The organism is Argonema antarcticum A004/B2 (assembly GCF_023333585.1).
In the GTDB taxonomy this organism is placed as follows: Bacteria; Cyanobacteriota; Cyanobacteriia; order Cyanobacteriales; family Aerosakkonemataceae; genus Argonema; species Argonema antarcticum.
Genome location: NZ_JAIQZN010000019.1, coordinates 48,580 through 71,565, shown reverse-complemented (window position 1 = coordinate 71,565; position 22,986 = coordinate 48,580). Strand labels below are relative to the sequence as shown.

At 47.4% G+C, this 22,986-nt stretch carries 13 protein-coding genes; 3 read left to right on the top strand and 10 right to left on the bottom strand.

The features are described 5' to 3' along the window. Positions 1-94: 94 nt before the first annotated feature. Positions 95-2,152 carry a phosphodiester glycosidase family protein gene (locus LAY57_RS11100; protein ID WP_249066486.1) on the bottom strand — a complete coding sequence of 686 codons (2,058 nt, stop codon included), beginning with the start codon at positions 2,150-2,152 and terminating at the stop codon, positions 95-97. Positions 2,153-2,900: 748 nt separating this feature from the next. Here LAY57_RS11100 and LAY57_RS11095 point away from each other — a divergent pair. Continuing rightward, positions 2,901-7,700, top strand: a complete 4,800-nt coding sequence (locus LAY57_RS11095) for a glutamate synthase-related protein (protein ID WP_249066485.1) — start codon at positions 2,901-2,903, stop codon at positions 7,698-7,700. Positions 7,701-8,111: 411 nt separating this feature from the next. Here LAY57_RS11095 and LAY57_RS11090 read toward each other — a convergent pair whose 3' ends face one another. Continuing rightward, positions 8,112-9,680: a bifunctional pantoate--beta-alanine ligase/(d)CMP kinase gene (locus LAY57_RS11090; RefSeq protein WP_249066484.1), complete on the bottom strand. Its 1,569-nt coding sequence runs from the start codon at positions 9,678-9,680 to the stop codon at positions 8,112-8,114. A gap of 111 nt (positions 9,681-9,791) precedes the next feature. Next, on the bottom strand, positions 9,792-10,967 hold the full coding sequence (locus LAY57_RS11085; protein ID WP_249066483.1) for a septal ring lytic transglycosylase RlpA family protein: 1,176 nt from the start codon (positions 10,965-10,967) through the stop codon (positions 9,792-9,794). Positions 10,968-11,135: 168 nt separating this feature from the next. On the opposite strand from LAY57_RS11085, the gene LAY57_RS35815 reads away from it, so the two are divergent. Further along, positions 11,136-11,267, top strand: coding sequence for a hypothetical protein (locus LAY57_RS35815; RefSeq protein WP_275993853.1), 132 nt, complete (start codon positions 11,136-11,138; stop codon positions 11,265-11,267). Here LAY57_RS35815 and LAY57_RS11080 read toward each other — a convergent pair. From LAY57_RS11080 to LAY57_RS11060, 5 genes are all read right to left on the bottom strand, one after another. Then, a complete protein-coding gene (locus LAY57_RS11080; protein WP_249066482.1) occupies positions 11,251-12,561 on the bottom strand; it encodes a TldD/PmbA family protein in 1,311 nt (436 codons plus the stop codon). The genes LAY57_RS35815 and LAY57_RS11080 overlap by 17 nt on opposite strands. A gap of 155 nt (positions 12,562-12,716) precedes the next feature. Continuing rightward, entirely contained in the window at positions 12,717-13,580 is an 864-nt protein-coding gene (locus LAY57_RS11075) for a Tab2/Atab2 family RNA-binding protein (RefSeq protein WP_249066481.1), read from the bottom strand. A 46-nt stretch (positions 13,581-13,626) separates the two neighbouring features. After that, positions 13,627-16,863, bottom strand: coding sequence for an ATP-binding protein (locus LAY57_RS11070; protein WP_249066480.1), 3,237 nt, complete (start codon positions 16,861-16,863; stop codon positions 13,627-13,629). A gap of 331 nt (positions 16,864-17,194) precedes the next feature. After that, complete coding sequence (locus LAY57_RS11065) at positions 17,195-19,465, bottom strand: glycoside hydrolase (RefSeq protein ID WP_249066479.1); 2,271 nt, start codon at positions 19,463-19,465, stop codon at positions 17,195-17,197. Positions 19,466-19,592: 127 nt separating this feature from the next. Next, complete coding sequence (locus LAY57_RS11060) at positions 19,593-19,823, bottom strand: NifU family protein (protein ID WP_249066478.1); 231 nt, start codon at positions 19,821-19,823, stop codon at positions 19,593-19,595. 15 nt (positions 19,824-19,838) lie between these two features. Here LAY57_RS11060 and LAY57_RS11055 point away from each other — a divergent pair, with 15 nt between their 5' ends. Beyond that, positions 19,839-20,099, top strand: a complete 261-nt coding sequence (locus tag LAY57_RS11055; RefSeq protein ID WP_249066477.1) for a hypothetical protein — start codon at positions 19,839-19,841, stop codon at positions 20,097-20,099. 282 nt (positions 20,100-20,381) lie between these two features. Here the strand turns inward: LAY57_RS11055 and LAY57_RS11050 are convergent, their stop codons facing one another. Then, entirely contained in the window at positions 20,382-21,032 is a 651-nt protein-coding gene (locus tag LAY57_RS11050; protein WP_249066476.1) for a DUF3386 domain-containing protein, read from the bottom strand. Between the two features lie 416 nt (positions 21,033-21,448). Beyond that, positions 21,449-22,738: an MFS transporter gene (locus LAY57_RS11045; RefSeq protein ID WP_249066475.1), complete on the bottom strand. Its 1,290-nt coding sequence runs from the start codon at positions 22,736-22,738 to the stop codon at positions 21,449-21,451. Positions 22,739-22,986 lie beyond the last annotated feature (248 nt).

The following is a 22,986-nucleotide window of genomic DNA, read 5'->3' as shown; positions in this document are numbered from 1 at the left end:
TATCTGGCATTTGTCAGGGGAAAATCACTTAATAGTGGCAATTTATATCAATTCTTCATTTAGGAATTGCGATCTTTAAAAAAACTTTAAATGTCTATGGATTAGGCTGGATAAAAATACCCAAACCGTTATGAACGCGAGCGGCACTACGAGGGGCTCGATTGATGAGTTGACCGCCAAGGTAAAGACTGGTGGAGCTACCGCCATCGAGATTGAGAGCATCTACTGCGCCTATAAGTCTCATCAGTTCCGCAATTTCATTCAAACTAGGGCCAAGGCCAGCCATGCGATTGCCAACAGCTACTATGACAATATTCCCTGCGGTAGTTGTGCCGATCGCACTGCGATGAGCAGATTCGTTAATAAAGGAATCGCGGAATTGTTCGCCTTTAGCATCCAGAACAATCTTCCCGTTTTGGAGTAAAACTGGCCCCGCGCCTACAATGTGGGGGTAGCGGTCAAACTCAGCGGGAACAGAATAGCTCTCAAGGGTCACAACGTTGCCAATAGCAAGCGCAGAAGCAATGGCTGACGTTTGTGAGCCGGAATTGTCTCGTAAGACCACCAGATAGCCATCTGGTGGGATGGGGAAGGATGTTTTACTGGGTATAGCATTAGGCAGAGGGGTGTTGCTGAATGCTTCTGCACTGATTACTTGATTGTTTTGAACGGTAATAATAGTTTCGTTCTCAGTCAGGGGATTGTAAGTCGATCCCCACTCGCTTGTGTGGAGGGCAAAACCGGACTGCACGTAGCCGCTATTAACAGAAACAATGGGTAAATGCTCGCCAGTTGATGTATTTAAGATTTCCTGAAGGCTCAGATGTCCAATTTTCACTTCACCTGTATCATTCCAAGCGATCGCACCCCGATTTAAAATTGGACTGGATAGCCAGCGGCCATCGAGACGAATCGCTCCTAACGGCAACTGGGTATTGCGATTAAAAAAGCCCGCATTAATAGCACCTGCGACCTGCCACTGCTTAGCTTGCTCAATTAAAGGGGCAGTTCCCACCAAACTATTACGATTGCCCCAAATCGGTCTTAGCGCCACAGACTGGCGGGGATTGATTTCCAACCATACCACTGGGAAACGAGACGTGCCCAAACTGAGAATCTGTTGTCTGTAGCGCAGTCCCGGAGCCCAAATAATATCTCGCTCTACCATAGCTTCAGGCGCTATGTCAATAACTAAGCGATAGGGACTTGATAAACTCCAAACTCGCGGACGCAGACCGGAAGGAATGTCTACTCGGATGATAGTGAGATCCTGACTTGTTTCAATCTTTAATGGTAGCCCTGGTTTGGCGGGAGGCTCAGGTGGTATTGGTGGGAAAGGGGCGGGAAACTCTTGGTTTTCGGTTGCTGGTTCAGGAGGTTTGGGATTGTAACGCGACAGAAGCGATGGCGTAGCTACCCCATCTATTTGCAAAGTAAGTAGGGCACCTTCTTGACTAACTTGCCAGGGGGTTGGGCGATCGAGATCCAGAATGATGCGATGTGCTACCGTCTGTTTATCGCTGCCACTTTCTTCTTCCTGTTGAATATCGTTGACTGTAGCGGCAGGCGAGTTAATTCGCAGTGTTGTACCATCAACTTTTATCTGCCAACCGGCCTCAAGAGCTAAATCGGTAATATCTAGATAGCGGTATTGGTTTGTTAGCCAACTAGCAAGAATTAGAGGTTCGGTTGCGGGTTCGGAAAACCACTGTACTGGCTGTCTGGTTGAATCCCAGGTACTCAATAACTCGACTCCGATTGTTTGCATTAACCCCCAATCGGCGACTCCGATGCGAACTTTTTGGCTTCCTGTTACTTGCCACTGGCTCCACAGTGCGGGCCAAGTCCGACCGTTTACAGCTAGAGCAGTGCCCTGCACGAGTAACTTAGGTCGTGCTGAAGAAGGCTTGGGAACAACAACGGGCAACTGTTTGCTCAGTACTGTCATTGGTTTTGCCAGCACCAGCTGCTGCTCTTTTTTTACTCCTGAGATTGCCATCCACAAGGATATGGCGATTATAGACACCATTGCCAGTCGAAAGCGTTTGTGTCTTTGTGGCAATATACCATCTGCGCCAAAGAGCGATCGCTTGTAGCGCAAAAGCCACCGAGAAACAGAACGAAAAAGTCGAGTTTTATGGAGCCTAACCATACGGCAAAGTGCTGAGTCCTGAGTTCTAAGTGCTGAGTACAGCAAAGTGCTTCGGCTTTAGCCAAGAATTGCAAACACAGTGGCTTCCTTGTTTTGAGCGTTCAATATTGTCTTAACCTATGTGACTGTGGCTATATGTTTAAAATCAGCGATTAAGCAAAATTACTTATGAAATAATCAGATATCCTACGCTAAATATCAAAGAATCATGACAGTAGAGCGGGAATTATTTTTTGAGTATTGGCCTCATAAGGTCGTAGTAAACGCGCTGAATGGCCGAGTCACTTTCCGCTCTGGGGGCGCAGTGAGAGCATCTTACCACCTACGCGCATAGCTTGGCACAAACTCGATCGAGGCTTTGCGCGTCAAAAAACAAGGGGTTCATTCAATAAGGTTGCAGCTACAATAAATTTTAGTACCATCATTATCTATATAGTTTAAACGAGGTTTTTTTGAGAGCTAGGGCAGCGAAATATCAAGGTATAAAAAAAACTCAGTATTAGATCGGAATGGCTGAGTCCTATAAAAATCTAAAGATATCAGACATAGACGGCGATCGCATTGTCGGGACGCAGCTTGCCTCAACATTTTACCCAGAAGTACTTCCGATCGGCTTGCGTACTTAAATTCTTACAAAATGTCTCTATGCTCAGCGGCAGTGGGTAAACCGATGCCGCTGTAGGATACACAACTATCACTGATTAAATGACGATCGCAAGATTGAAACTACAAAAAAATGGATCTTTACATGGATAAAACAAGCGTGCATCAAAACGAACAGCAGAACCATCTGAATTTTGATTCAGCCGTCGGGTATGGCGGTCAACGATGGTTGGTAGAAGAACGAGATGCCTGTGGGGTTGGCTTTATCGCCAATAAAGAGGGCGTTCCCAGCCATGAATTGATTGTCAAATCGCTGTCGGCGCTGACTTGTTTGGAACACCGCGGCGGATGCAGCGCCGATCGAGATTCAGGAGATGGGGCTGGTTTGATGACGGCTATTCCTTGGGAATTGTTGAGTCAGTGGTTTGAGCAAAAGGCGCTGACTATGCCGGAAACAGACTCTATTGCTGTGGGAATGGTGTTTTTGCCTTTGGATGTGGTGAAGGCGACGGAGTGCAAGGAAACTGTTGAGAGGATATTGGCTGCTGCGAGATTATCACTTTTGGGTTGGCGGGAGTTACCAGTTGAGCCAGAAACGCTAGGAACGCAAGCGAGGGAAAATCAACCGCGTATAGAACAGCTATTGGTCGCCAGTGTTGATTTGCGGGGAGATGCGTTGGAAAGAACTTTGTTTGTGGTTCGCAAGCAGGTTGAGAAGGCGCTAAGAAATGAGGAGGTGGGTAGGGATTTTTACTTCTGCTCGTTTTCTAGTCGGACGATCATCTATAAAGGTATGGTGCGATCGGCAGTCTTAGGCGAATTCTACACCGACTTAAAAAATCCTGCATATAAAAGTAGTTTCGCCATCTATCACCGCCGCTTTAGCACTAACACGATGCCCAAGTGGCCGCTAGCCCAACCAATGAGGTTTTTGGGTCACAATGGGGAGATTAATACGCTTTTGGGTAATATCAACTGGATGGTGGCGCGAGAAGCAGATTTAGCTCATCCAGTTTGGGGAGATGGCTTGGAGGAGTTGAAACCAATTGTCGATCGGGATAACAGCGATTCTGCGACTCTGGACAATGTGCTGGAGTTGATGGTGCAGTCGGGCCGATCGCCTTTGGAAGCTTTGATGATTATGGTGCCAGAGGCTTATAGAAATCAGCCGGAGCTGGAGAAATATCCCGAAATTGTTGATTTTTACGAGTATTACAGCGGCATTCAAGAGTCTTGGGATGGCCCTGCTTTGTTGGTGTTCGCTGATGGCAAGAAGGTAGGGGCGGCACTCGATCGCAACGGTCTCAGACCCGCTCGTTATACCATAACCCGCGATGGTTATATTGTTGTCGCCTCAGAAGCGGGAGTGGTAGATATACCAGAAGCGGACGTGGTGGAAAAAGGTCGCCTCGGCCCCGGTCAAACGATCGCTGTTGACTTGGAGAATGGGGAGATTCTGAAAAACTGGGAAATTAAGCAGCGGATTGCGAAGGAATTGCCCTACGGTGAATGGTTGAAATTGCGTCATTCTCTGCCAGTTCAAGCAGAGGAAGGGGCAAGGGGTCAGGGGCTAGGGACTAGGGAAGAGGAGAAGGATTCCGATCCGCTAGTCTCTTCGGGATACAGTTTGCTGGCGGCACAAACTGCTTTCGGCTATACGCTGGAAGATGTGGAAATGATTGTTGAAGAAATGGCATCTAGTGGAAAGGAACCCACTTTCTGTATGGGAGATGACATTCCTTTAGCGATTTTGTCGCAAAAGCCGCATTTACTTTACGATTATTTCAAACAAAGATTTGCTCAAGTAACTAATCCGGCGATCGATCCTTTGCGAGAAAAACTCGTTATGTCCCTAAATATGTATTTGGGGGAGAAGGGCAATTTGTTGAAGGCGTTACCTGAATATGCTCTTTTGCTGAAGCTGGAGTCGCCGGTATTGAACGAGGCGCAGTTGGATGCTATCCGCAATCTCGATCCTGAATTTGAAACGGCGACTTTATCGACGCTTTTTGAGGTAAATTCTGGGCCGGAAGGTCTGGGGGTTGCAGTTCGCAAACTCTGTGCTAAAGCAGCCCAGGAAGTGCGAAATGGCAAGAAGATTTTAATTTTGAGCGATCGAGATGGTCACAGCCTGGATGAAAATTATACCTACATTCCTCCACTCCTAGCAGTCGGATCTGTGCATCACTATCTGATTCGCGAAGGTCTGCGGATGAGGGCTTCTCTGATTGTCGATACGGCTCAATGCTGGAGTACGCACCATTTTGCTTGTCTTCTAGGCTATGGTGCAAGCGCGGTCTGTCCGTACCTCGCCTTGGAAACGGTGCGGAGTTGGTGGCGCAGTCCCAAAACCCAAAGTTTCATGGAACGAGGCAAGATTCCATCTGGTACTTTGGGGAAGGCGGAAGCAAACTATCGCTCTTCGGTGGAAGATGGTTTGCTGAAGATTTTGTCGAAGATGGGGATTTCTCTGCTATCAAGTTACCAAGGGGCACAAATTTTTGAAGCGATCGGTATTGGCTCGGATTTGCTGGATTTGGGCTTTAAGGGTACTGCATCTCGCATCGGCGGTCTGACTGTGGCGGAATTGGCGATTGAGGTGATGTCTTTCCACTCTAAGGCTTTCCCAGAACTGACTTTTAAGAAGTTGGAGAATTTTGGCTTTGTTCAGTACCGTCCGGGTGGCGAGTTCCATATGAATAGCCCGGAAATGGCGAAGCTGCTGCATAAGGCTGTGGCTGCTTTTAAGGAGATGGAGTATGGGGAAGAGAACAATTCTTCAATCCAAAATCCAAAATCTTCTGGTGCTTCGGTGGGCATTGTGACGGGAACCGCCAAGACGCCCACTTCGCGCCAAATCCAAAATGGATATGACTACTACGAAACTTATCGGAAATACTTACAAGGTAGACCGATAACGGCGCTGAGGGATTTGTTGGAGTTTAAGAGCGATCGCACATCCATCCCTTTATCGGAAGTAGAGTCGGTTGCGTCTATTGTCCTTCGCTTCTGCACTGGGGGGATGTCGCTGGGTGCTTTGTCGCCGGAGGCGCATGAGGTGTTGGCTGTAGCGATGAACCGTCTGGGTGGTAAGTCGAATTCTGGGGAGGGCGGCGAAGACCCGGTGCGTTATAAGGTGGTGAATGATGTGGGAGAAGATGGAAAATCTGCCCTGTTTCCGCATCTCAACGGTCTAAAAATGGGCGATACGGCTTCCAGCGCTATCAAGCAGGTGGCATCGGGTCGTTTTGGGGTGACGCCGGAGTATTTGATGAATGCTAAGCAAATAGAAATCAAGATTGCTCAAGGCGCTAAACCGGGGGAGGGGGGTCAGTTGCCTGGAAAGAAGGTAAGTCCCTATATCGCGATGCTGAGGCGATCGAAGCCGGGGGTAACGTTGATTTCTCCACCTCCCCATCACGATATTTATTCGATTGAAGATTTGGCGCAGCTGATCTTCGATTTGCACCAAATCAATCCCAAAGCGCCTGTCTCGGTGAAGTTGGTGGCAGAAATTGGCATTGGTACTGTCGCCGCTGGCGTAGCGAAGGCAAATGCCGATATCATCCAGATTTCCGGTCACGATGGAGGTACTGGCGCATCGCCGCTGAGTTCGATCAAGCACGCCGGATCGCCCTGGGAACTAGGTCTTACCGAAGTACATCGCGTGTTGATGGAGAATGGATTGCGCGATCGCGTTATTCTCCGAGTTGATGGCGGCTTCAAAACTGGCTGGGATGTACTTATGGGTGCCTTGATGGGCGGCGAAGAATACGGTTTCGGTTCCGTCGCCATGATTGCGGAAGGCTGCATTATGGCGCGGATCTGTCATACGAATAACTGCCCGGTGGGTGTGGCGACGCAGCAAGAACAACTGCGGAAGAGGTTTACTGGCGTACCGGAAAATGTCGTGAATTTCTTCTACTTCATAGCCGAAGAAGTGCGTCAAATCCTGGCGCACTTGGGTTATCCGACTTTGCAGGATGTCATCGGTCGGGCTGATTTGTTGAAGACGCGATCGAATATTACGCTTGCCAAAACGCAAGCGCTAAATTTAGATTGCTTGCTGCAATTACCGGATACGAGAGAAAATCGTGCTTGGTTAAACCACCAAGAAGTTCACAGCAACGGCCCTGTTCTGGATGACGAACTGTTAAACGACCCAGAAATTCAGGTAGCTATTCGCGACATGACCGAAGTAAGCAAGACGTTGCGGGTTGTGAATACTGACCGAACGGTGGGGGCAAGACTTGCGGGTGCGATCGCTTCTCAATACGGCAACAACGGCTTTGAAGGTCAGATTTCCCTCAACTTTATCGGTTCTGTGGGTCAAAGTTTTGGTGCTTTTAACCTCTCCGGCATGATTTTGTGTCTGGAAGGCGAAGCCAACGACTATGTGGGCAAAGGTATGCACGGCGGCGAAATTATCATCAAGCCTCCCGCAGATGCTACCTACGATTGGGCCCAAACTGCTCTAGTTGGCAATGTCTGTCTGTACGGCGCAACTGGGGGCACTTTGTTTGCTAGCGGTCAAGCGGGCGAACGCTTTGCTGTGCGAAACTCCGCTGGAGTCGCGGTAATAGAAGGCGCTGGCGACCACTGCTGCGAATATATGACTGGTGGGGTTATTGTGGTGTTGGGCAAGGTAGGTCGGAATGTGGGTGCTGGTATGACTGGCGGTTTGGCCTATTTTCTTGATGAGGATGGCAGCTTTCCGCTTTATGTGAATCCAGAAATTGTCAAGGTTCAACGGATAGCGACTGCTGCTGGGGAACAGCAATTGAAGGATCTGATAGCAGCTCACGGCGATCGCACCAGCAGCCAAAAAGCTAAGCTTATGCTTGAGAACTGGGCAGAATTTTTACCGAAATTCTGGCAAGTTGTGCCTCCTTCAGAAGCTGATTCTCCAGAAGTTAATTCAGAAAAAGTTCTCAGTTCGGTTTAATGAAGAGTGCTGAGTTGAAAGTGCTGAGTGCTGAATGAAGAGTGCTGAGTTGAAAGTGCTGAGTGCTGAATGAAGAGTGCTGAGTTGAAAGTGCTGAGTGCTGAGTTAAAAGACCGCCCACTCGCTATGCGGGGCATTTACCGAGTGCGAAAGTGCTGAGTACTCTTTTTCTTACTCAGCACTTTCGCACTCAGCACTCAGTACTGAGTTCGGTAAACAGAAAAAGTTTAGATTTTAGGTTTCAAATTTGAAATCTAAAATCTGAACTTTAAAATTTGCTCTTGAATAAAACAAATATTTGGGATAAAATTATGATTGGAATTTCAGATTTCAGATTTCGGATTTTAGATTTTCAATTTTTATTTTAAATCTTCTATTTTAAATCTTCAATCTGAAATTTAAAATTTTAAATTACCCCTGTTCCACCTTTTCCCTGTAGAGGCTGACAATTCGATCGGTAACCTCAGCTATGGTGAGACCATCAGTTAGGATCTCAATAGAATCGGGCGCTTTTTGCAAAGGCGCTATATCGCGGTTGGTGTCCTTCCAGTCGCGTAAGACAAGGTTTTGCTGCATCTGCTCCAAACTCAGGTTTGCCTCACCTTGATTCTTGAGTTCCTGCTGACGCCTTTTAGCTCGCTCTTGCACTGAAGCAGTTAAGAAGATTTTGAGTTCTGCATCCGGGAAGACATGAGTGCCAATGTCCCGGCCTTCCACAACAATACCGCCTTTTTCACCCCACAACTGCTGTTGTTTGACTAGCTCCTGGCGAACGCTGAGCTGAGCTGCTAGAGCAGAAACCTGGGATGTTACTTCCAAACTGCGAATGGCTTGTGTGACCTCCTGACTGTTAATCCAGACGCGGACGGGAGCGAGAGTCTCGTCGCTCATCCGCAGGATTATTTCACACTTGCACACAATTTCTGCTATAGACAATTCATCCTCAATGGGAATATCAGATTGCAGAACCAGCCAAGTTACAGCTCGATACATAGCTCCGGTATCGAGATATAGCAGCCCCAAAGCTTGGGCTACCTGACGAGCTACGGTAGATTTCCCAGCTCCGGCTGGACCGTCAATTGCCACAATAGGCTGACGGTTTCTTAGAAGAATATTATCAATGAGGCGGGTGGAACCCAACCTCGCGGCTAGAGCCAAAAGTGCGACCTCCTCAATTTTGTCTAAGGGTATCAAAGTAGTAGGGTCTACCGACTCGACATACTCAAGTTCAATACTCGGAACCTTTGCCAATTCTAGCTTAACCAGAGCAATCAATTCGGCACTCGATCGTTCACCCGCCAAAAACGCCCGTTCCGCTTGCCGTAAGCTGCGATACAAAACTGACGCCTCCTCTTTCTCTTGGGCTCTCAGATACTGATTGCGAGAACTCAGCGCCAGTCCAGAAGACTCGCGCACTATGGGACAGGCGACAATTTCCACAGGTAAATTTAGATCTGCCACCAGACGCCGGATGATAGCCAGTTGCTGGGCGTCCTTCTGACCAAAATAAGCTCTAGTCGGCTGTACCAGGTTCAAGAGTTTAGTCACAATTGTGGCAACTCCTTGAAAATGACCTCGCCGAGAGCGACCGCACAAAACAGATGTCATCGATTCTGGAGGAACAACCTGGGTGAGTGCAACGGAAGCCGTGAAGACTCCCCCATTATTCATTCCCATTTCTTCAGGAGTGGGGACAAAAATGACATCTACCCCAGCTTTTTCACATAGTTGCCGATCCGGTTCTAATTGGCGGGGATACTTTTGAAAATCTTCACTCGGTCCAAATTGCAACGGATTAACAAAAATGCTGACAATGACAATAGAATTTTGTTGTCTAGCACGTTCTAGAAGCGTCAGATGACCAGCGTGCAAAGCTCCCATCGTAGGAACTAAGCCGACCGCTTGCTCTATCCGATCTACTCCAAGCTGGCAAGAACGCAAATAGCAGCGGAGCGCAGCAACTGTAGTAAAAACTAGCACTTTTGTTAATTAGTTGTTAGTTATTAGGAAATTTTAGATTTTAGATTTTGGATGAAAGGATTTAAAATCTAAAATCCAAAATCCTTTCATCCAAAATCTGAAATTTACTCGTTAATTTTCATCGATCGCTACAGTTTGCGGTTTGCCAAGAACTTCTAAGCTTACCGTCGCCACCCCAGTTTGTATCATTCCCAAGGTTCGGGCTGCTGCTGCTGAAAGATCGATAATCCGTCTCCCAGAATAAGGGCCGCGATCGTTAATCCGTACCACCACAGAAAGACCGTTATTGAGGTTTGTTACCCGTACTTGAGTTCCAAAGGGTAAGGTCCGATGGGCGGCGGTTAGAGCATTTTGGTTGAAAATCTCACCGTTGGCGCTGCGATTGCCATGAAAGCCCGGCCCATACCAGGAAGCCAATCCTTTAAAGCTTGATACCACTGGAATCGCCCTTAAGGTAACTTGTACTGGCTTTGGCGAAGGTATACCGGCAATATACCTCAAGGGTGGAGCGTTACCTATCAGTCGGCGGAGTCGATTTGTGACTTGGAGAGCATCTTCAGCAAGGTTGTTGGTAGAGTCTGGAAGGATGGTGGTGTCTCCATTGAGATCGACTAGGTTTTCACCACCTACTTTGATCATGTAGCTTACGCCTGTTTCTCTTGCTTGGGATGTATTGCGCGTAGAGGGAATTGCAGACTGAAACTCTCGCTGTCCGTTAAGTCTTGTTGTGGAAGACGGTAGAGTTGGAGAAGCATCGCGAGTACCATACCAGACAACTGTAATGGCGTTGGCATCTATATTGTCGCGATTAAGCTGATTTAACCTTGTCGCCACCGCCGTTGCACGCCAAACCGGATCGGTTGAGATTTGGCCAGCCGAGGCAGAACTAAGGAAGGTGAGGATGGGAATATCGCGCAAGTAAAGAGTTGCAGCCTGACGACCTGCGAATTCGTGGGGTTTAACCTGGGCTAGAGTATCTGGATCGGGGCGCGAACTGGGTGTTAGCCCAGATCTGGTTTCACCAGATCGATTTGTTTGAAGTGTAGGTGAGTTAGCCTTATTTTCCTGGGGATCTGTCTTACTATTAAGCTCATACCCTGTGCCCATCCTGACTGCATCAACTGGCTCTTGCTTCGCCGGAAGAGAAGGTAAAGCTTGATGCGTTAAATAGTTGGCTTCAGTTTGTTGCTCAACTGGCTTAGTAGCTTCTGCATGACTGGATGATGGAGTACTAAATACAGTTGTAAGTAAGGTGGCAATAAGGCCATTCCAAAGTTTTAGATTCATAGGTTTGTGGTGAATCGAGATAGAGGCCGCTACTGATCTTGCTTTTTATGGCAGGTTGAAGCACCCGACGGTAGAATTCGACCCTAGAAACTCGTACTCGTTCCGTGTACACTTCTGAATTTGTAACTGCAACAGATTACCACAAAGTTTTGTGTTTGGGGATCGGTATTGTTTTTTGACACTCCCCACTCGCCACTCAGCACTCAGCACTCAGCACTCAGCATTCGCCACTCATCACTCAGCACTCAGCACTCAGCACTCAAGAAGCACTTAGGTGTTGGGATTAGTGTCTTCCTGTAACTGATAAACCTTCTACGATCAAGGAAGGTGTGTAGCAATTGCCATTCCACTCGGCATCACCTCCCAGTGCGATTACTTGCTTGAGGGCTGTGTAAACGTTACCGGCGGCCATAGTATCTTTCACTCTGCCGACTATTTGACCGCCACTTACCCGGTAGCCAAGATCGATATTGATGGAAAATTCACCAGAAATCCCGGCACTGCCGCCCAGCATTTGATCGACCACCAATCCATCATCCATTTGAGCGATTAAGTCAAGCATTGAACCACTACCGGGTTGAATGAGCAAGTTAAATAAGCCTGGGGTGGGATAGCTGCCCAATCCGGGACGAAATCCGTTGCCGGTAGTGCCCGATCCTAAACGCCGACCAGTGGTGGTGTCGGTGTAAAAAAGCTGCAAGATGCCGTTTTTGATAAAGGTCAGGGGTCGGGTGGGAGTGCCTTCATCATCGAATGGGCAGCTAAATGGGCCACGATCGGGCTGTTGTTCGAGGGTCAGGGCTTCGGAAATTACCTTGCAGCTGTGGCTAGAGCTCCAAGGAGAAGCGCCTTCTATGACCATTTTGCCGTTTAAAGCAGCTTGGACGGTGCCCCAGATCATGTCGGCGGCTTTGGCGGTGAATAATACCGGCACTCGACCGACGGAAGGTGAAACGTTTTCTTTACACCAATTCAACCGCTGTAAAATTTGTTGCGCCAGTGCTACAGGGTCGAGGCGATCGCGCTGGGTTTGTCCGTCAGCAACGCTCAAAAAATCATCGCCTCGCACCCATTCGGCACCAAGATAGCAGCTGAGGGTAGTATCGGTGTGGGAACAATCGAGTCCTTGGGAATTGACTAGGCGCGTAGTTTCAACTTCGCATTCCCATTCGGCACTTACCAGTACTTCTGGGTAGGCGTCTCGAATTAGGGCTAGAGCTTCTTTTCCCCAAACTACCAGTTGTTCTACTGTTACGGCTTGTCCGACATCGGGATATATTGCTTTTGTAGCCCCGACCAGTTCTACTGGTTCCGATTCGTTGAGGTGCGAAAGCGCGATCGCACTTTCTACTAAAGCTTTCGGTTCCACTGGCCCGTAGGCGACTGCCAATCCCGGACGACCATTTTTCCACAGTCGCAGTGCTGTCCCTTCAGCTTGGGCGCTTTCCAGTTGCTTTAGTCGATTGGCTTCAAAAAATACTGGTTTGGAGAGCGATCGCGACTGATAAACTTCAGCTGCTTGAGCCCCTGATTTGGCTGCTAGTTCGAGGAGTTGTTCTGCTAGTGCCTCTGGTTGGAAATCGTCATAACCCATAACGCGATTTTAGATTTAGACTGAAAAATTGAAAAATTAAATTTCTTCTTCTCAAATCTAAACTTACCAAAAAACGAGCTATAGCCCCGTCCTTTTAAGGCTGGGGATGTAAGCGATTTGCAGAGATCTCGCAATGCAGGCTTGTGGATTTTTTGTCAAGCGATATCATCTTGCAAGAGCCAGAAACCGGCAAAAGATTCTGCTTGACGATCGGACTGAACAGCTAAAAAATGCACATTTTGGGCTTTTTGCTTGGCTTCTTCAAATCCTTTGGCTTCGGCAATGGTGGCTGCATCTTTGATATTAGCCAGAATCCAGCGATCGCTAACACCTGTTTCTAATAGCAATCTCGCCGGAGTCACAGAGTCAAATTTGAGGCAAGCTAGTTCCAAACCGGATATCCACGCAGCTAAAGGCATAGCTCTAGGTGAGAAAATTATCAAACCTGGAATGCGGGAATCGGGCGTCACTCCCCGCGCCTGCAAAGGAAAAGCTTCTTTAAAGCTAATGTCCCATTCCGGCATTTCTGCAAATGCCGATGCCTCTAAGGTAACAAAAGCCCATTGTTGTCCGATCAAAGCATCGGGTAGGGGTTGGGGTGGCTGACTTTCTATTAGCACTGAGGGATTGGGGCCAACAGGCACAAAGCCGGGGTAGTGTGGATATACCTCTTCCATGCGCTCTTTGAGCCAACGATTGAGGTTAAATGTGCGGCGGCTGGGGTAAGCTGGGATACCCAAATCTTCGCAGGCTTTGGTAATCATATTGTTCATCTGGACGCGGAAGAAGCGGATTTTTTGGGGGGGTTGCCCAGATTGAGCGATCGCTTCCGACAAAGCCGTCCGCAACCAAACAGAATTTACCTGCTGATTGGAACAAAACTTAGCATACCGGAAGATGGACTCAGGCTCCTCTACCACATTTTGGGGGCTATCGCATATCAGCACTTCCCATATTTTTTTCTTGTTCTCGTCCAGAATGGGCTTTGAATAATAGTCAAGCTCCCATATTTTGCCCATAAGTTTTTGCGATTTTTATTTAGACTATTGCCCATTTGGCATGATATCAGGTTATCAGCTTCTGGCTGTTCCTAATTCGGATGAGATTGGCGATCGCCTCAACTAATTCAACTGGCTCGACTGGCTTAGAAATATGCCTCCCAAATCCCGCTTCCAGAGCCTTTGTGCTGTCTTCTGCCCTAGCATACGCAGTTAAGGCAATGGCTGGAATAGCTCTCCCTTGTGGCGACTCTAAGGCTCTCACTCGGCGAATGAGACTGTAGCCATCTTCATTTGGCATCCCCAAGTCACTTACCAGCACATCTGGATTTAGTCTTTTGAGGAGTTGAAGTGCTTCTGCTGCTGATGTAGCTCCGATCGCTTGGGCCCCGTACTGTTGGAGCATGAAAACGTGAAGTTCCAAGGTATCAGGCTCATCATCGACTACAAGTATCCGCAAACCATCGAGTTGTAGAGCATCGTCAAACGGTATCCTGGGTTCGATCGTCTGCGCCTGCACCTTCATCAGCGGCAGTTGCACTGTAAACGTTGCGCCTTTTCCCTCACCTTCGCTTTCTGCATAGATAGTGCCGCCGTGCATTTCTACCAGATGTCGTGCGATCGCTAAACCCAACCCCAGTCCGCCATGCCTTCTATTGATTGAGCCATCTGCTTGACGGAAATACTCAAAAACATGAGGGAGAAATTCTGGATTAATCCCTTTGCCTGTATCTCTTACTTGAATCTGAGCATAAGAGTTTTGAGTTAAGAATTCTGGACTATCGACTAATGAAAGTTCAACTTCGACGCATCCGCCGGGAGGAGTAAACTTAATCGCGTTGCCCACCAGATTCCACACTATCTGTTGTAAGCGGCTGGCATCGCCTGAAACGAGGAATTTTGGATTTTGGATTTGGGATTTTGGATTACAGGAAAATTCATCATATTCTATAGATACGAAGTTCTCAGGTGCATCCTCCAATCCAAAATCCTCTCTTGCGAAGGTGGGCATCGTGACGGGAACCGCCAAGACGCCCACTTCGCGCAAAATCGAAAATCTCAAATCGATTGATTTAGCTTCAGCAGCCAAACGTACAGTTTCGAGCGCTGATTCAATTGGGAATTTTAAGTTAACTGGGCAGACATTTAAGCTAATTTTGCCCTGCATGATGCGGGAGATGTCGAGTAAATCTTCTATTAGCCTAGTCTGCAACATGGCATTGCGCTCGATCGTTTCTAAAGCCTGGTCAGTCTTCACTTTGTCAAACTGACGGGTTCGCAGGAGCTTTGCCCAACCGAGAATGGGATTGAGAGGCGATCGCAATTCGTGAGAAAGCACTGCCAGAAATTCATCCTTAATGCGATTCGCTGCTTCAGCTTCGGCGCGTGCAGCTTGCTCTCTAGCCAAGATTTGAGCGCGTTCTGACTCAATTTGCTTAGCCAGAGTGATATCCGTGTGAGCGCCTACCCACTCTCGAATACTGCCATCTTCTGCAAAAACAGGTACGCCACGAGCAAAGAAATAGCGGTAATTTCCATCTGCTGTCCGCAACCGATGCTCAATCTCATAGATACTTTTCGTTTCTACTGCATCAGTCCAGCATTTTGCAGTGCAGTCTCTATCCTCTGGATGAACCGCGTTCAACCAACCCCATCCTTTAACTTCTGAAGCACTTTGACCTGTTAAACTTTGCCAAGATGGTAGGTCATCAATAATAAGTCCTTCAGCATTTGTTGTCCAAACCGCTTGCGAAGTAGCAATTACCAGAGCGCGATAACGCTCCTCACTTTCTTTTAAAGCTTTTTGTTCATGGCGCAAGTCTTCAGCCAGTAACTCAGCTTGTTGGCGTGACAAAACTTGATCGGTAACTTCAAATCCAAAAGCCATCACGCCTTCAATTTTGCCATCCAGACCGTACTTAGGCTGGTAGACGAAGTTGAAGAACCATTCGTCAATTGGTCTGTTGCCCCGCCTGTTCAGCTTGATGGGAAACTCTTTGCCTACAAATGGTATGCCAGTAGCAATCACGCCATCAAGAATTTCATAGATTTCTTGGTTTTCAAGCTCTGGAAACAATTCGCCAAGTGATTTACCGATCAGTTCTTGTTTACCCACAAGTTGATAGTAAAGTGGGTTGGCAAACTCATAAACAAGTTCAACAGCCTTACTCCCGTTTACGATCGCTATAGATGCTGGAGCCTCCATGAGTAATGAGTGCAGGTAAGTGCGCTGTAGTTCTGCCTCCGCTCGTGCTGCCTGTTCCTGTGCTAGCAGTTGGGCTCGTTCTGCTTCAAGTTGCTGGCGTTCCAATTCTGCTGCCACGCGGGTAGCAAAGATAGTAAGCAGAGATTCTGCTAGTTGGATATTCGCTAAAGGTTTTGCATCCATTATCCCCAGCAATCCCAATGGCATTCCTGTAGAGCTAAACAACGGCACAGCAATGTAGCTCTCAATTTCCATTTTTCTAAGCAGGTTAGCTTGTGGAAATTGGGCTTGAACTTCACGGGGATAGCAACATATTTTACGCTGCTTAATAACATCACTACAAAGTGTATTGCGGAGGCAATATTCAAAGTTATCTACTATCTGCCCCTCCAAGCAGACGGCAATAGTTTTGACGGTTTCGGTATCCTTATCAACTAGCTCACAAATGAAGGCGTTATCAACACCCAAGGCTTTAGTCAGGTGTTGTACCAGCGAGGAGAAAAACGCCTTTCCTGTCGCAGCGGAGACTCCCTGAGATACCTCTTGGAGCGCAGCATTCAAGTGGATAATTTGGCGAGAAGCTAGCCGTAGTTCTAATTCGTCAACTACCATCGCCGCTAAGTCAGCCAGAGTGGAGCGCTGTTCGGCACTAAAATCGTCGTGCGGCTTGGTGTCTAGAATACAGAGAGTTCCCAGATTAAAGCCATCCTGAGTGACTAGAGTAGCACCCGCATAAAAGCGAACGCCTGGTTCTGTCAGCGCCGCAGGGATGCAGGCGAAGCGAGGATCTTTTCTGGTATCTGGAACTACGAAAACATCATTAGCCAAGACAGCGAAGCTACAAATTGTGTCCTCGCGGCTGACTTCGCGGCCCTCAAAGCCGTATGAGGATTTAAACCAGGCTCGAAATTGGTCAACCAAGGAAACTAGAGCGATCGGTACATCAAACAGACGCGCTGCTAGAGTAGTGATGCGATCGAAGCTTTCTTCAGGTGGGGTATCGAGAACATTGTATCGACGCAGTGCTTCTAGCCGTTCTACTTCATTAGGAGGTAGGGGAGCAGTGGTTAAACGAACTGCAAGAGGCACTTCTGACATAGGGTTCGGGGTTGGGAAGCCTTTGATGTAGTTGTAGCAGAGAAGGTTCTATCATAGCCCGGACTTTTGGTGATTTTGGTAAAGTCGAAACTGTTTTTGCTACGACCTTGCCAAAGGTCTATTAGACATCTTCCAAAAAACCGAAATTTAGGATTTTTTTGACCACAGATATCCACAGATAAACACAGATGAAAACATAGATACATTTTACTTTTGCAATCTTGTCTATTGCCAAGAAAAATGGGCGCTGGAGGATTTCACCTCTTTCCTTTTTCTGCGCCCATTCGTGCTAACGCGCCTTTGCGGTTCTTTCAAAAAAAGCGATCGCTTCCTACGGTACTTCGATCGGAATCAGCGCATTTTCTGGCATATAACTAGAAAAACGTCCGCTCTCCGAAAGAACTAAGATCAGCCTGACCGGATAATCTGGCTCAATGTGCAAATCTGCCCAAGGTATCGCCAGCTCCAAACAACTCTCAAGTCCGACTTGAGCGCGAGTGGGGCGGGAATGCCATTGGTGATTATCTCCAGCTTCCTGAAACCAAAGTGAATTGGTCAGTAAATTAATTCCCAGATGATGGTGGAACAGATAATTTAACGGTGGTTCTTCTGGTAGATTTGCCAGCGGAATTGGACTGTTTGACATTGTTCGGTCAGGATAAAACCAGAGCAAATTTAACTCCGGCGGACAACCTTTCCCCGGCAGAATCCCGGTTTGAAAATCCAATCGCAAATAGAAATTGAGGTGATCTACCCCATACCAGATGCGCTGGATGGCACTGCTGCGGTGCATTGTACCCCTGGCTCCACCAATTTCGATGCGACCGGCTTTATCCCAGTCTTGCTCATCACCCACTCCATCTATAATCGGATGAATAAAGCTTTCGGGTCGGTGATCCCCTCGCGCTTCATGCACTTCTACTGGTCGGCGTACATTGTCTGGAACTGGTAAATTCAACGCCTGGTAAATACCCGCCAAATGTTCGCGGAACAGTTGATCGAATATGGCATCTTGATTGGAGGAATGACCTTCGCCAAACCACCAGAACCAGTCGGAACCTTCGGCGGCATATAATGCTTCCCAGACTTCTGGATTGTTCTCTTCTGTTACTTCTGGGCGGTCTGCCATAACTTGACGCGCCTCTGTCAGCAGATCCCAGGCGTGATTTTTGGCTGGGTCGCCTATCCAGGTGGTGAGATTGCCATCTACCCAGGAACCTGTGTGCAACTTCTCTGCGGTGAGGGTTGCTGTTGCAGGGAAGTTGTCGATAAATTCTGAGACGGTTACGAGTTTTATTTCTGAATGGTCGCTGAAAGTCTGATAAAGAGCTTCTAGGAAGGGCTTGCCATCGAGTTGGTAGTGTTCCCAGCAATTTTCGCCATCGAGGGCAATTGTAACCAGCCAAGGTTCTTGCAAGGCTGTTTCGCCACTAGATTGACGATGTTTCAGGGAACGTGCGATCGCTTCCAAATGGCCCACCAAGTCGGCTGCGGCCTGCTTCGGTTCCATCGACGCATAAGTAAAACCAATCAAATCGGAAAGACGGTGATCGCGAAATACGATCGCCAATTCACCTGCGGGTGTTTCCAAGCGATAGGGACGGTACAGTAACTCCGGTTCGCCAACATTACCAGAACCATCGCGGTGGAAAAAGTGGTTGATGGTATTGCCCAACACAGCTTCATCAGAAACTAGCCACTTAAATCCTTGTTTGGCTACGTAGGGCAAAATCTGGGGACTAACCGCTTCTTCCGAGGGCCACAAGCCACGAACCTCGCATCCAAAGCGTTCTGCATAAAAATCCCAGGCTTTTTGTAAGTGCCTGGGAATATCTTCTTCCCACTGGAATCGATAGCGCGGCAGATTCATGTTGGGCACCGCTACCCGTCCCACATCAGTATTGGCTAGCAGGGGCAAGATGGGATGGGTGTAGGGTGTTGTGGTTACTTCTAACTGCCCGTTCTCCTGCATTTTTCGGTGCTGGGGAACGATACGGCTGAGGATTTGTCGCTGCTTCGAGTAAATCCGCTGGCGATCGCTTAAACTAAAATCTCTCCCTCGTTCCAACCACTGAGCAATTTCTGGGTCATCCCAAAACAGCGGATCGAACCAAGCTAAGTTATGCCAAGCTAACAAATCGCTGTAATCTCTGGGCTGCCAATTTTCTCTACACCAGGACCTTCCTTCTTCTTGTCGTTGCGTGTATAGTTCGGCATAACGAGGATTGGGATCGATCAGAGTGTGGTGGTTGGCATCAAAAAAATGCTCAATGATAAATATTTTCTGCTCTTCGTTTAGCTGTTCTGTCGGTGTCAGCGCTACTGCTAGGTAAGGGTCCATCGCCGTTCCAGCGATATAATCTTCCAGTTGTAGAATCAGAGAAGGCACTAAATTGACTGTTTGATGCAGCTTGGGATAGCGTTCCAGCAGGAGTACTAAATCTAAGTAATCTTTAGTACCATGCAGCCGCACCCAAGGCAGATGGTATTGGCCCATATTAGGCACCAACGCCGTCGGATCGGCTAGAAAGTCTCTACTCCGACTTTTGTACAACGGTTGATGCTGGTGCCAAATGAAGGCGACGTATAGGGGATGAGACATAGAGGGAAGAGGGAAGGGGCTAGGGGATAGGGGCTAGGGGCTAGGGAAGAGGGAAGAGGGGGAAGATTCTGCTCCTCTGTTCCTCTGCTCCTTTTGCTTTTTGCCTTTTGCCTTTTGCCTTTAGACTTTACATGACCTGTTCGACTTCGGCAATTTCTGGGATAGCTTCGCGCAGGCGGCGCTCAATTCCCATTCTCAGGGTCATTGTCGAGCTGGGGCAAGAACCGCAGGCACCCTGTAGCCGCAGTTTGACGACGGGGCCATCCAATTCGACCAGTTCTACATTGCCGCCATCGGAAATTAAGTAAGGGCGCATTTCATCCAAAACTTCTTCGACGTTATCAATTGTAAGTTCCATAGTTAAAAACCTCGTTTGCTTGGAGAATATTTCGTTGAGTACCAGCTATCGTTGATTCTAGTGCAAGTGGTCAGTTGTCAGTTGTCAGTTGTCAGTTGTCAGTTGTCAGTGGTCAGTTGTCAGTTGTCAGTGGTCAGTTGTCAGTTGTCAGTGGTCAGTTGTCAGTGGTCAGTTGTCAGTGGTCAGTTGTCAGTTGTCAGTTGTCAGTGGTCAGTTGTCAGTTGTCAGTTGTCAGTTGTCAGTGGTAAAAATCAAGATTTCCAGAACAATCATTGACAATTTTTAGTGGTGAGTTATTTCCGCCATCCTGCACTAGGGTAGTAAACATATCGGAATGAAGAGTGCTGAGTTGAAAGTGCTGAGTGCTGAGTTAAAAGACCGCCCACTCGCTATGCGGGGTATCAACCTTCTCCTGATGATAAGATTCCGCCCACTCGCTATGCGGGGCATTTACCGAGTGCGAAAGTGCTGAGTACTCTTTTTCTTACTCAGCACGGCTTCCGTTGCACTCAGTACTCAGTACGGTAAAACTACCGCAGTTTACCTTTTGTGTTTAAGCTAAACAACGGCTGGTTCGAGCAGCTTTACGTTTGAGTAGTTAAATTCGGTTGTCGTTGGCTGACCTTGCTCCTGCGATCGCACGACTTGATGGGTCATGATGTAGTAGTTGCCAATTTTTTCGTAGGTATCCTCAAATTCTAATTGTTTAGTCACTTCATTGGTCTGAGGATTGCGAAAGACGGCATCATAACGGCTGGAAAGGTAGCCTTCAGAGGTGTTTAGACTTTGATGGGTGTCGATCGTGAAAGCTATACGGCCCATTACCCGGCTTACCTGGCAAATTTCTGTGCCTCTGATCTTGTAGTTCGATCCCATCGCGTCGCCTTTAACCAGAATTTCGATCGCATCTGTGGCGTCTTTTTCCCCCAGGCTAAACTGGTTCTTGCCATGAGACTGCTCGAATGAACCTCGTTTGCGATGGGTGACGACATCGCGCATTTGGGTATAGATGCTTTGTTGCACTTCTTCGTTTTCTATACCCGTGACTTCTACGCTGAAGTCGCCGTTAATACGAACTTTGCCGGTGTAAACTTCATCGCCTTGCTTGAGTTCAATATCGGCACTGTAGCCGGGAAAGTTGGTGTCCCATGTGTAACGGTTTTCGTAAGCGGCTCGAAATAATTGGCTAGCGCTCGTTTGCTCGGTCACAGAATTCTCCTTGATGAAGGTCATCGACCTATTTTAGGATAACACAAATACAAACACAATCTTCGATTTGCGATCGCTCAATTAGAAAGTTGGTTTTATTTATCTTGCTACCAAGATATCGCTATGGTAAAACACCGATTCAGTAATGTTATATGATAGTTATTAGGTACGTTGTTGCGCTTTAGCGCTAAAGCGCAACAACGTACCCATGAGCAGCACTAGATAAATTATCTTAGTCAATTATAACGTTAGGAATATCATCCTCAAGGCGGATGCAATAAAGATGCGATCGCTAATGCTAAAGGGATTGACTTGTGCGATCGCTTCGATTTTAAAGATATTTGTTGGTAACGTGGATTTTTTTTACCACAGATGAAGACGGATGAACGCAGATAAACACAGATGAAGATCTAGATTTATTGTGAGGTGAAAATTTTGTCTAGATATTGCAAAATCGCCACAACTATGACTACACTCAATGCTAAAGCCAGCCAAAAGCTGTTTGCTATTATTGGGGGTCGATCCATTGCCCATCCACCCAAGGGAGGCCCAATAGCGTATCCAATTGCCCAGCACAGGGAGTTGATGGAAAGGTAGACGCCGCGCAGGGATGCTGGTGCAATGTCGGCGACGAGGGCAGATGCCGACGGTGTGTAAGAGACGGTTGCGATCGCCAATATTCCCATTGCCAATATAGTCCAGTATAGTTGGCCGACCGGGACGATCGCAGTAGCCCAGATGAAACTAAATCCTACTGCCCACAGTATGGCTGAAACTGTTAAAGTCTGCGGATGGCTAAACCTTTTTAAGAAGCGGGCAATTGGTATCAAAGTAACTATCGCTATAATCGTATGCCAGGTAAATAAAGCGCTGATAGTTGTGGTGGAAAATCCTACTTTTGAGTTTCCCATTTGCACAAACTTGCTCAAGTACAAAGGAAGGGTGCTATGTAGCTGAGAAATGTAAGTTGTGAAGATAATATTGACGCAGATAAAGACTAGGAGACGTCGATCGCTTAGTGCTGTAGTCCATGAAATAGGCAAAAGAAAAAATGCTTTATTTTTTACTTTTACTTTTTTATTTTTTATTTCTTCTGCTGGTCGATAAGTTTCTGCAATCGCAAAATAAATTACTCCAAAAAATACCACAAAAGAAATCGCATCAATTATAAACAGAGAGCGATAAGCGCCGGTTGTGCCAATTAATATTCCACCCAGAATAATGCCTACTCCCAAACCGAGATTATCTGCAAATCGCACGATCGCATAAGTTTCTTGACGATGTTCGGGCGCTGTTAAATCTGCTACTACGGCTTCCGTAGCAGGCCAATACAAACCCATACCCAAGCCCATCAACAAGTTACCCGCAGTAAAGCTGGAAAAATCACTGGTTACCGCTAATACTAAAGATGCGATCGCAGATACAGCTGCCGATAATAACATAGTACGCCGACGGCCCCAAAACCGAGAATCAGCAAAAGAACCGCCAAGTATACGCCCCAGCACTCCAGAAATAGAAGCGCTACCCAAACCAATACCCACCTGGGTTGCTGATAAATGTACTTGATTAACAAAAAAGATGGGGGCGTAAAAAAGAGTGAAACCACTGCCAAGATCGGAAAGGAATCTGCCCATAGCTAGAATCCAGACTTGAGGATTTAGCTGAGGTAACCAAGATAGCCATCTGGTACGATTTGAAAATTTCATTCAGGCTTCAGAATCAACGCAAATAATTGAGGTTGTAGTCTCGATCTGTAACTGTCTAGGCATAATACTTTTTCTAGAAGTCTGCGTAGTCGCGACTTTAGTCGTCAGTCAAGCTCAGTCAAAAATAGTATAGGTCATTGGCATTTGGAACAACAAGCAGGTTTAGTTCGTCTCGATCGGCATTACGCCCAATATCTATTCTGTCTGATGGCATTAAAAAAGTCATCTACTTAGACAGTTTATGAAAG

Coding starts and splice junctions, on each gene's coding strand:
- LAY57_RS11060 (WP_249066478.1), bottom strand. CDS start 19,823: ATGGAACTTACAATTGATAACGTCGAAGAAGTTTTGGATGAAATGCGC.
- LAY57_RS11085 (WP_249066483.1), bottom strand. CDS start 10,967: ATGAATCTAAAACTTTGGAATGGCCTTATTGCCACCTTACTTACAACT.
- LAY57_RS11100 (WP_249066486.1), bottom strand. CDS start 2,152: ATGGTTAGGCTCCATAAAACTCGACTTTTTCGTTCTGTTTCTCGGTGG.
- LAY57_RS11080 (WP_249066482.1), bottom strand. CDS start 12,561: ATGGGTTATGACGATTTCCAACCAGAGGCACTAGCAGAACAACTCCTC.
- LAY57_RS11045 (WP_249066475.1), bottom strand. CDS start 22,738: ATGAAATTTTCAAATCGTACCAGATGGCTATCTTGGTTACCTCAGCTA.
- LAY57_RS11065 (WP_249066479.1), bottom strand. CDS start 19,465: ATGTCTCATCCCCTATACGTCGCCTTCATTTGGCACCAGCATCAACCG.
- LAY57_RS11095 (WP_249066485.1), top strand. CDS start 2,901: ATGGATAAAACAAGCGTGCATCAAAACGAACAGCAGAACCATCTGAAT.
- LAY57_RS11075 (WP_249066481.1), bottom strand. CDS start 13,580: ATGGGCAAAATATGGGAGCTTGACTATTATTCAAAGCCCATTCTGGAC.
- LAY57_RS11070 (WP_249066480.1), bottom strand. CDS start 16,863: ATGTCAGAAGTGCCTCTTGCAGTTCGTTTAACCACTGCTCCCCTACCT.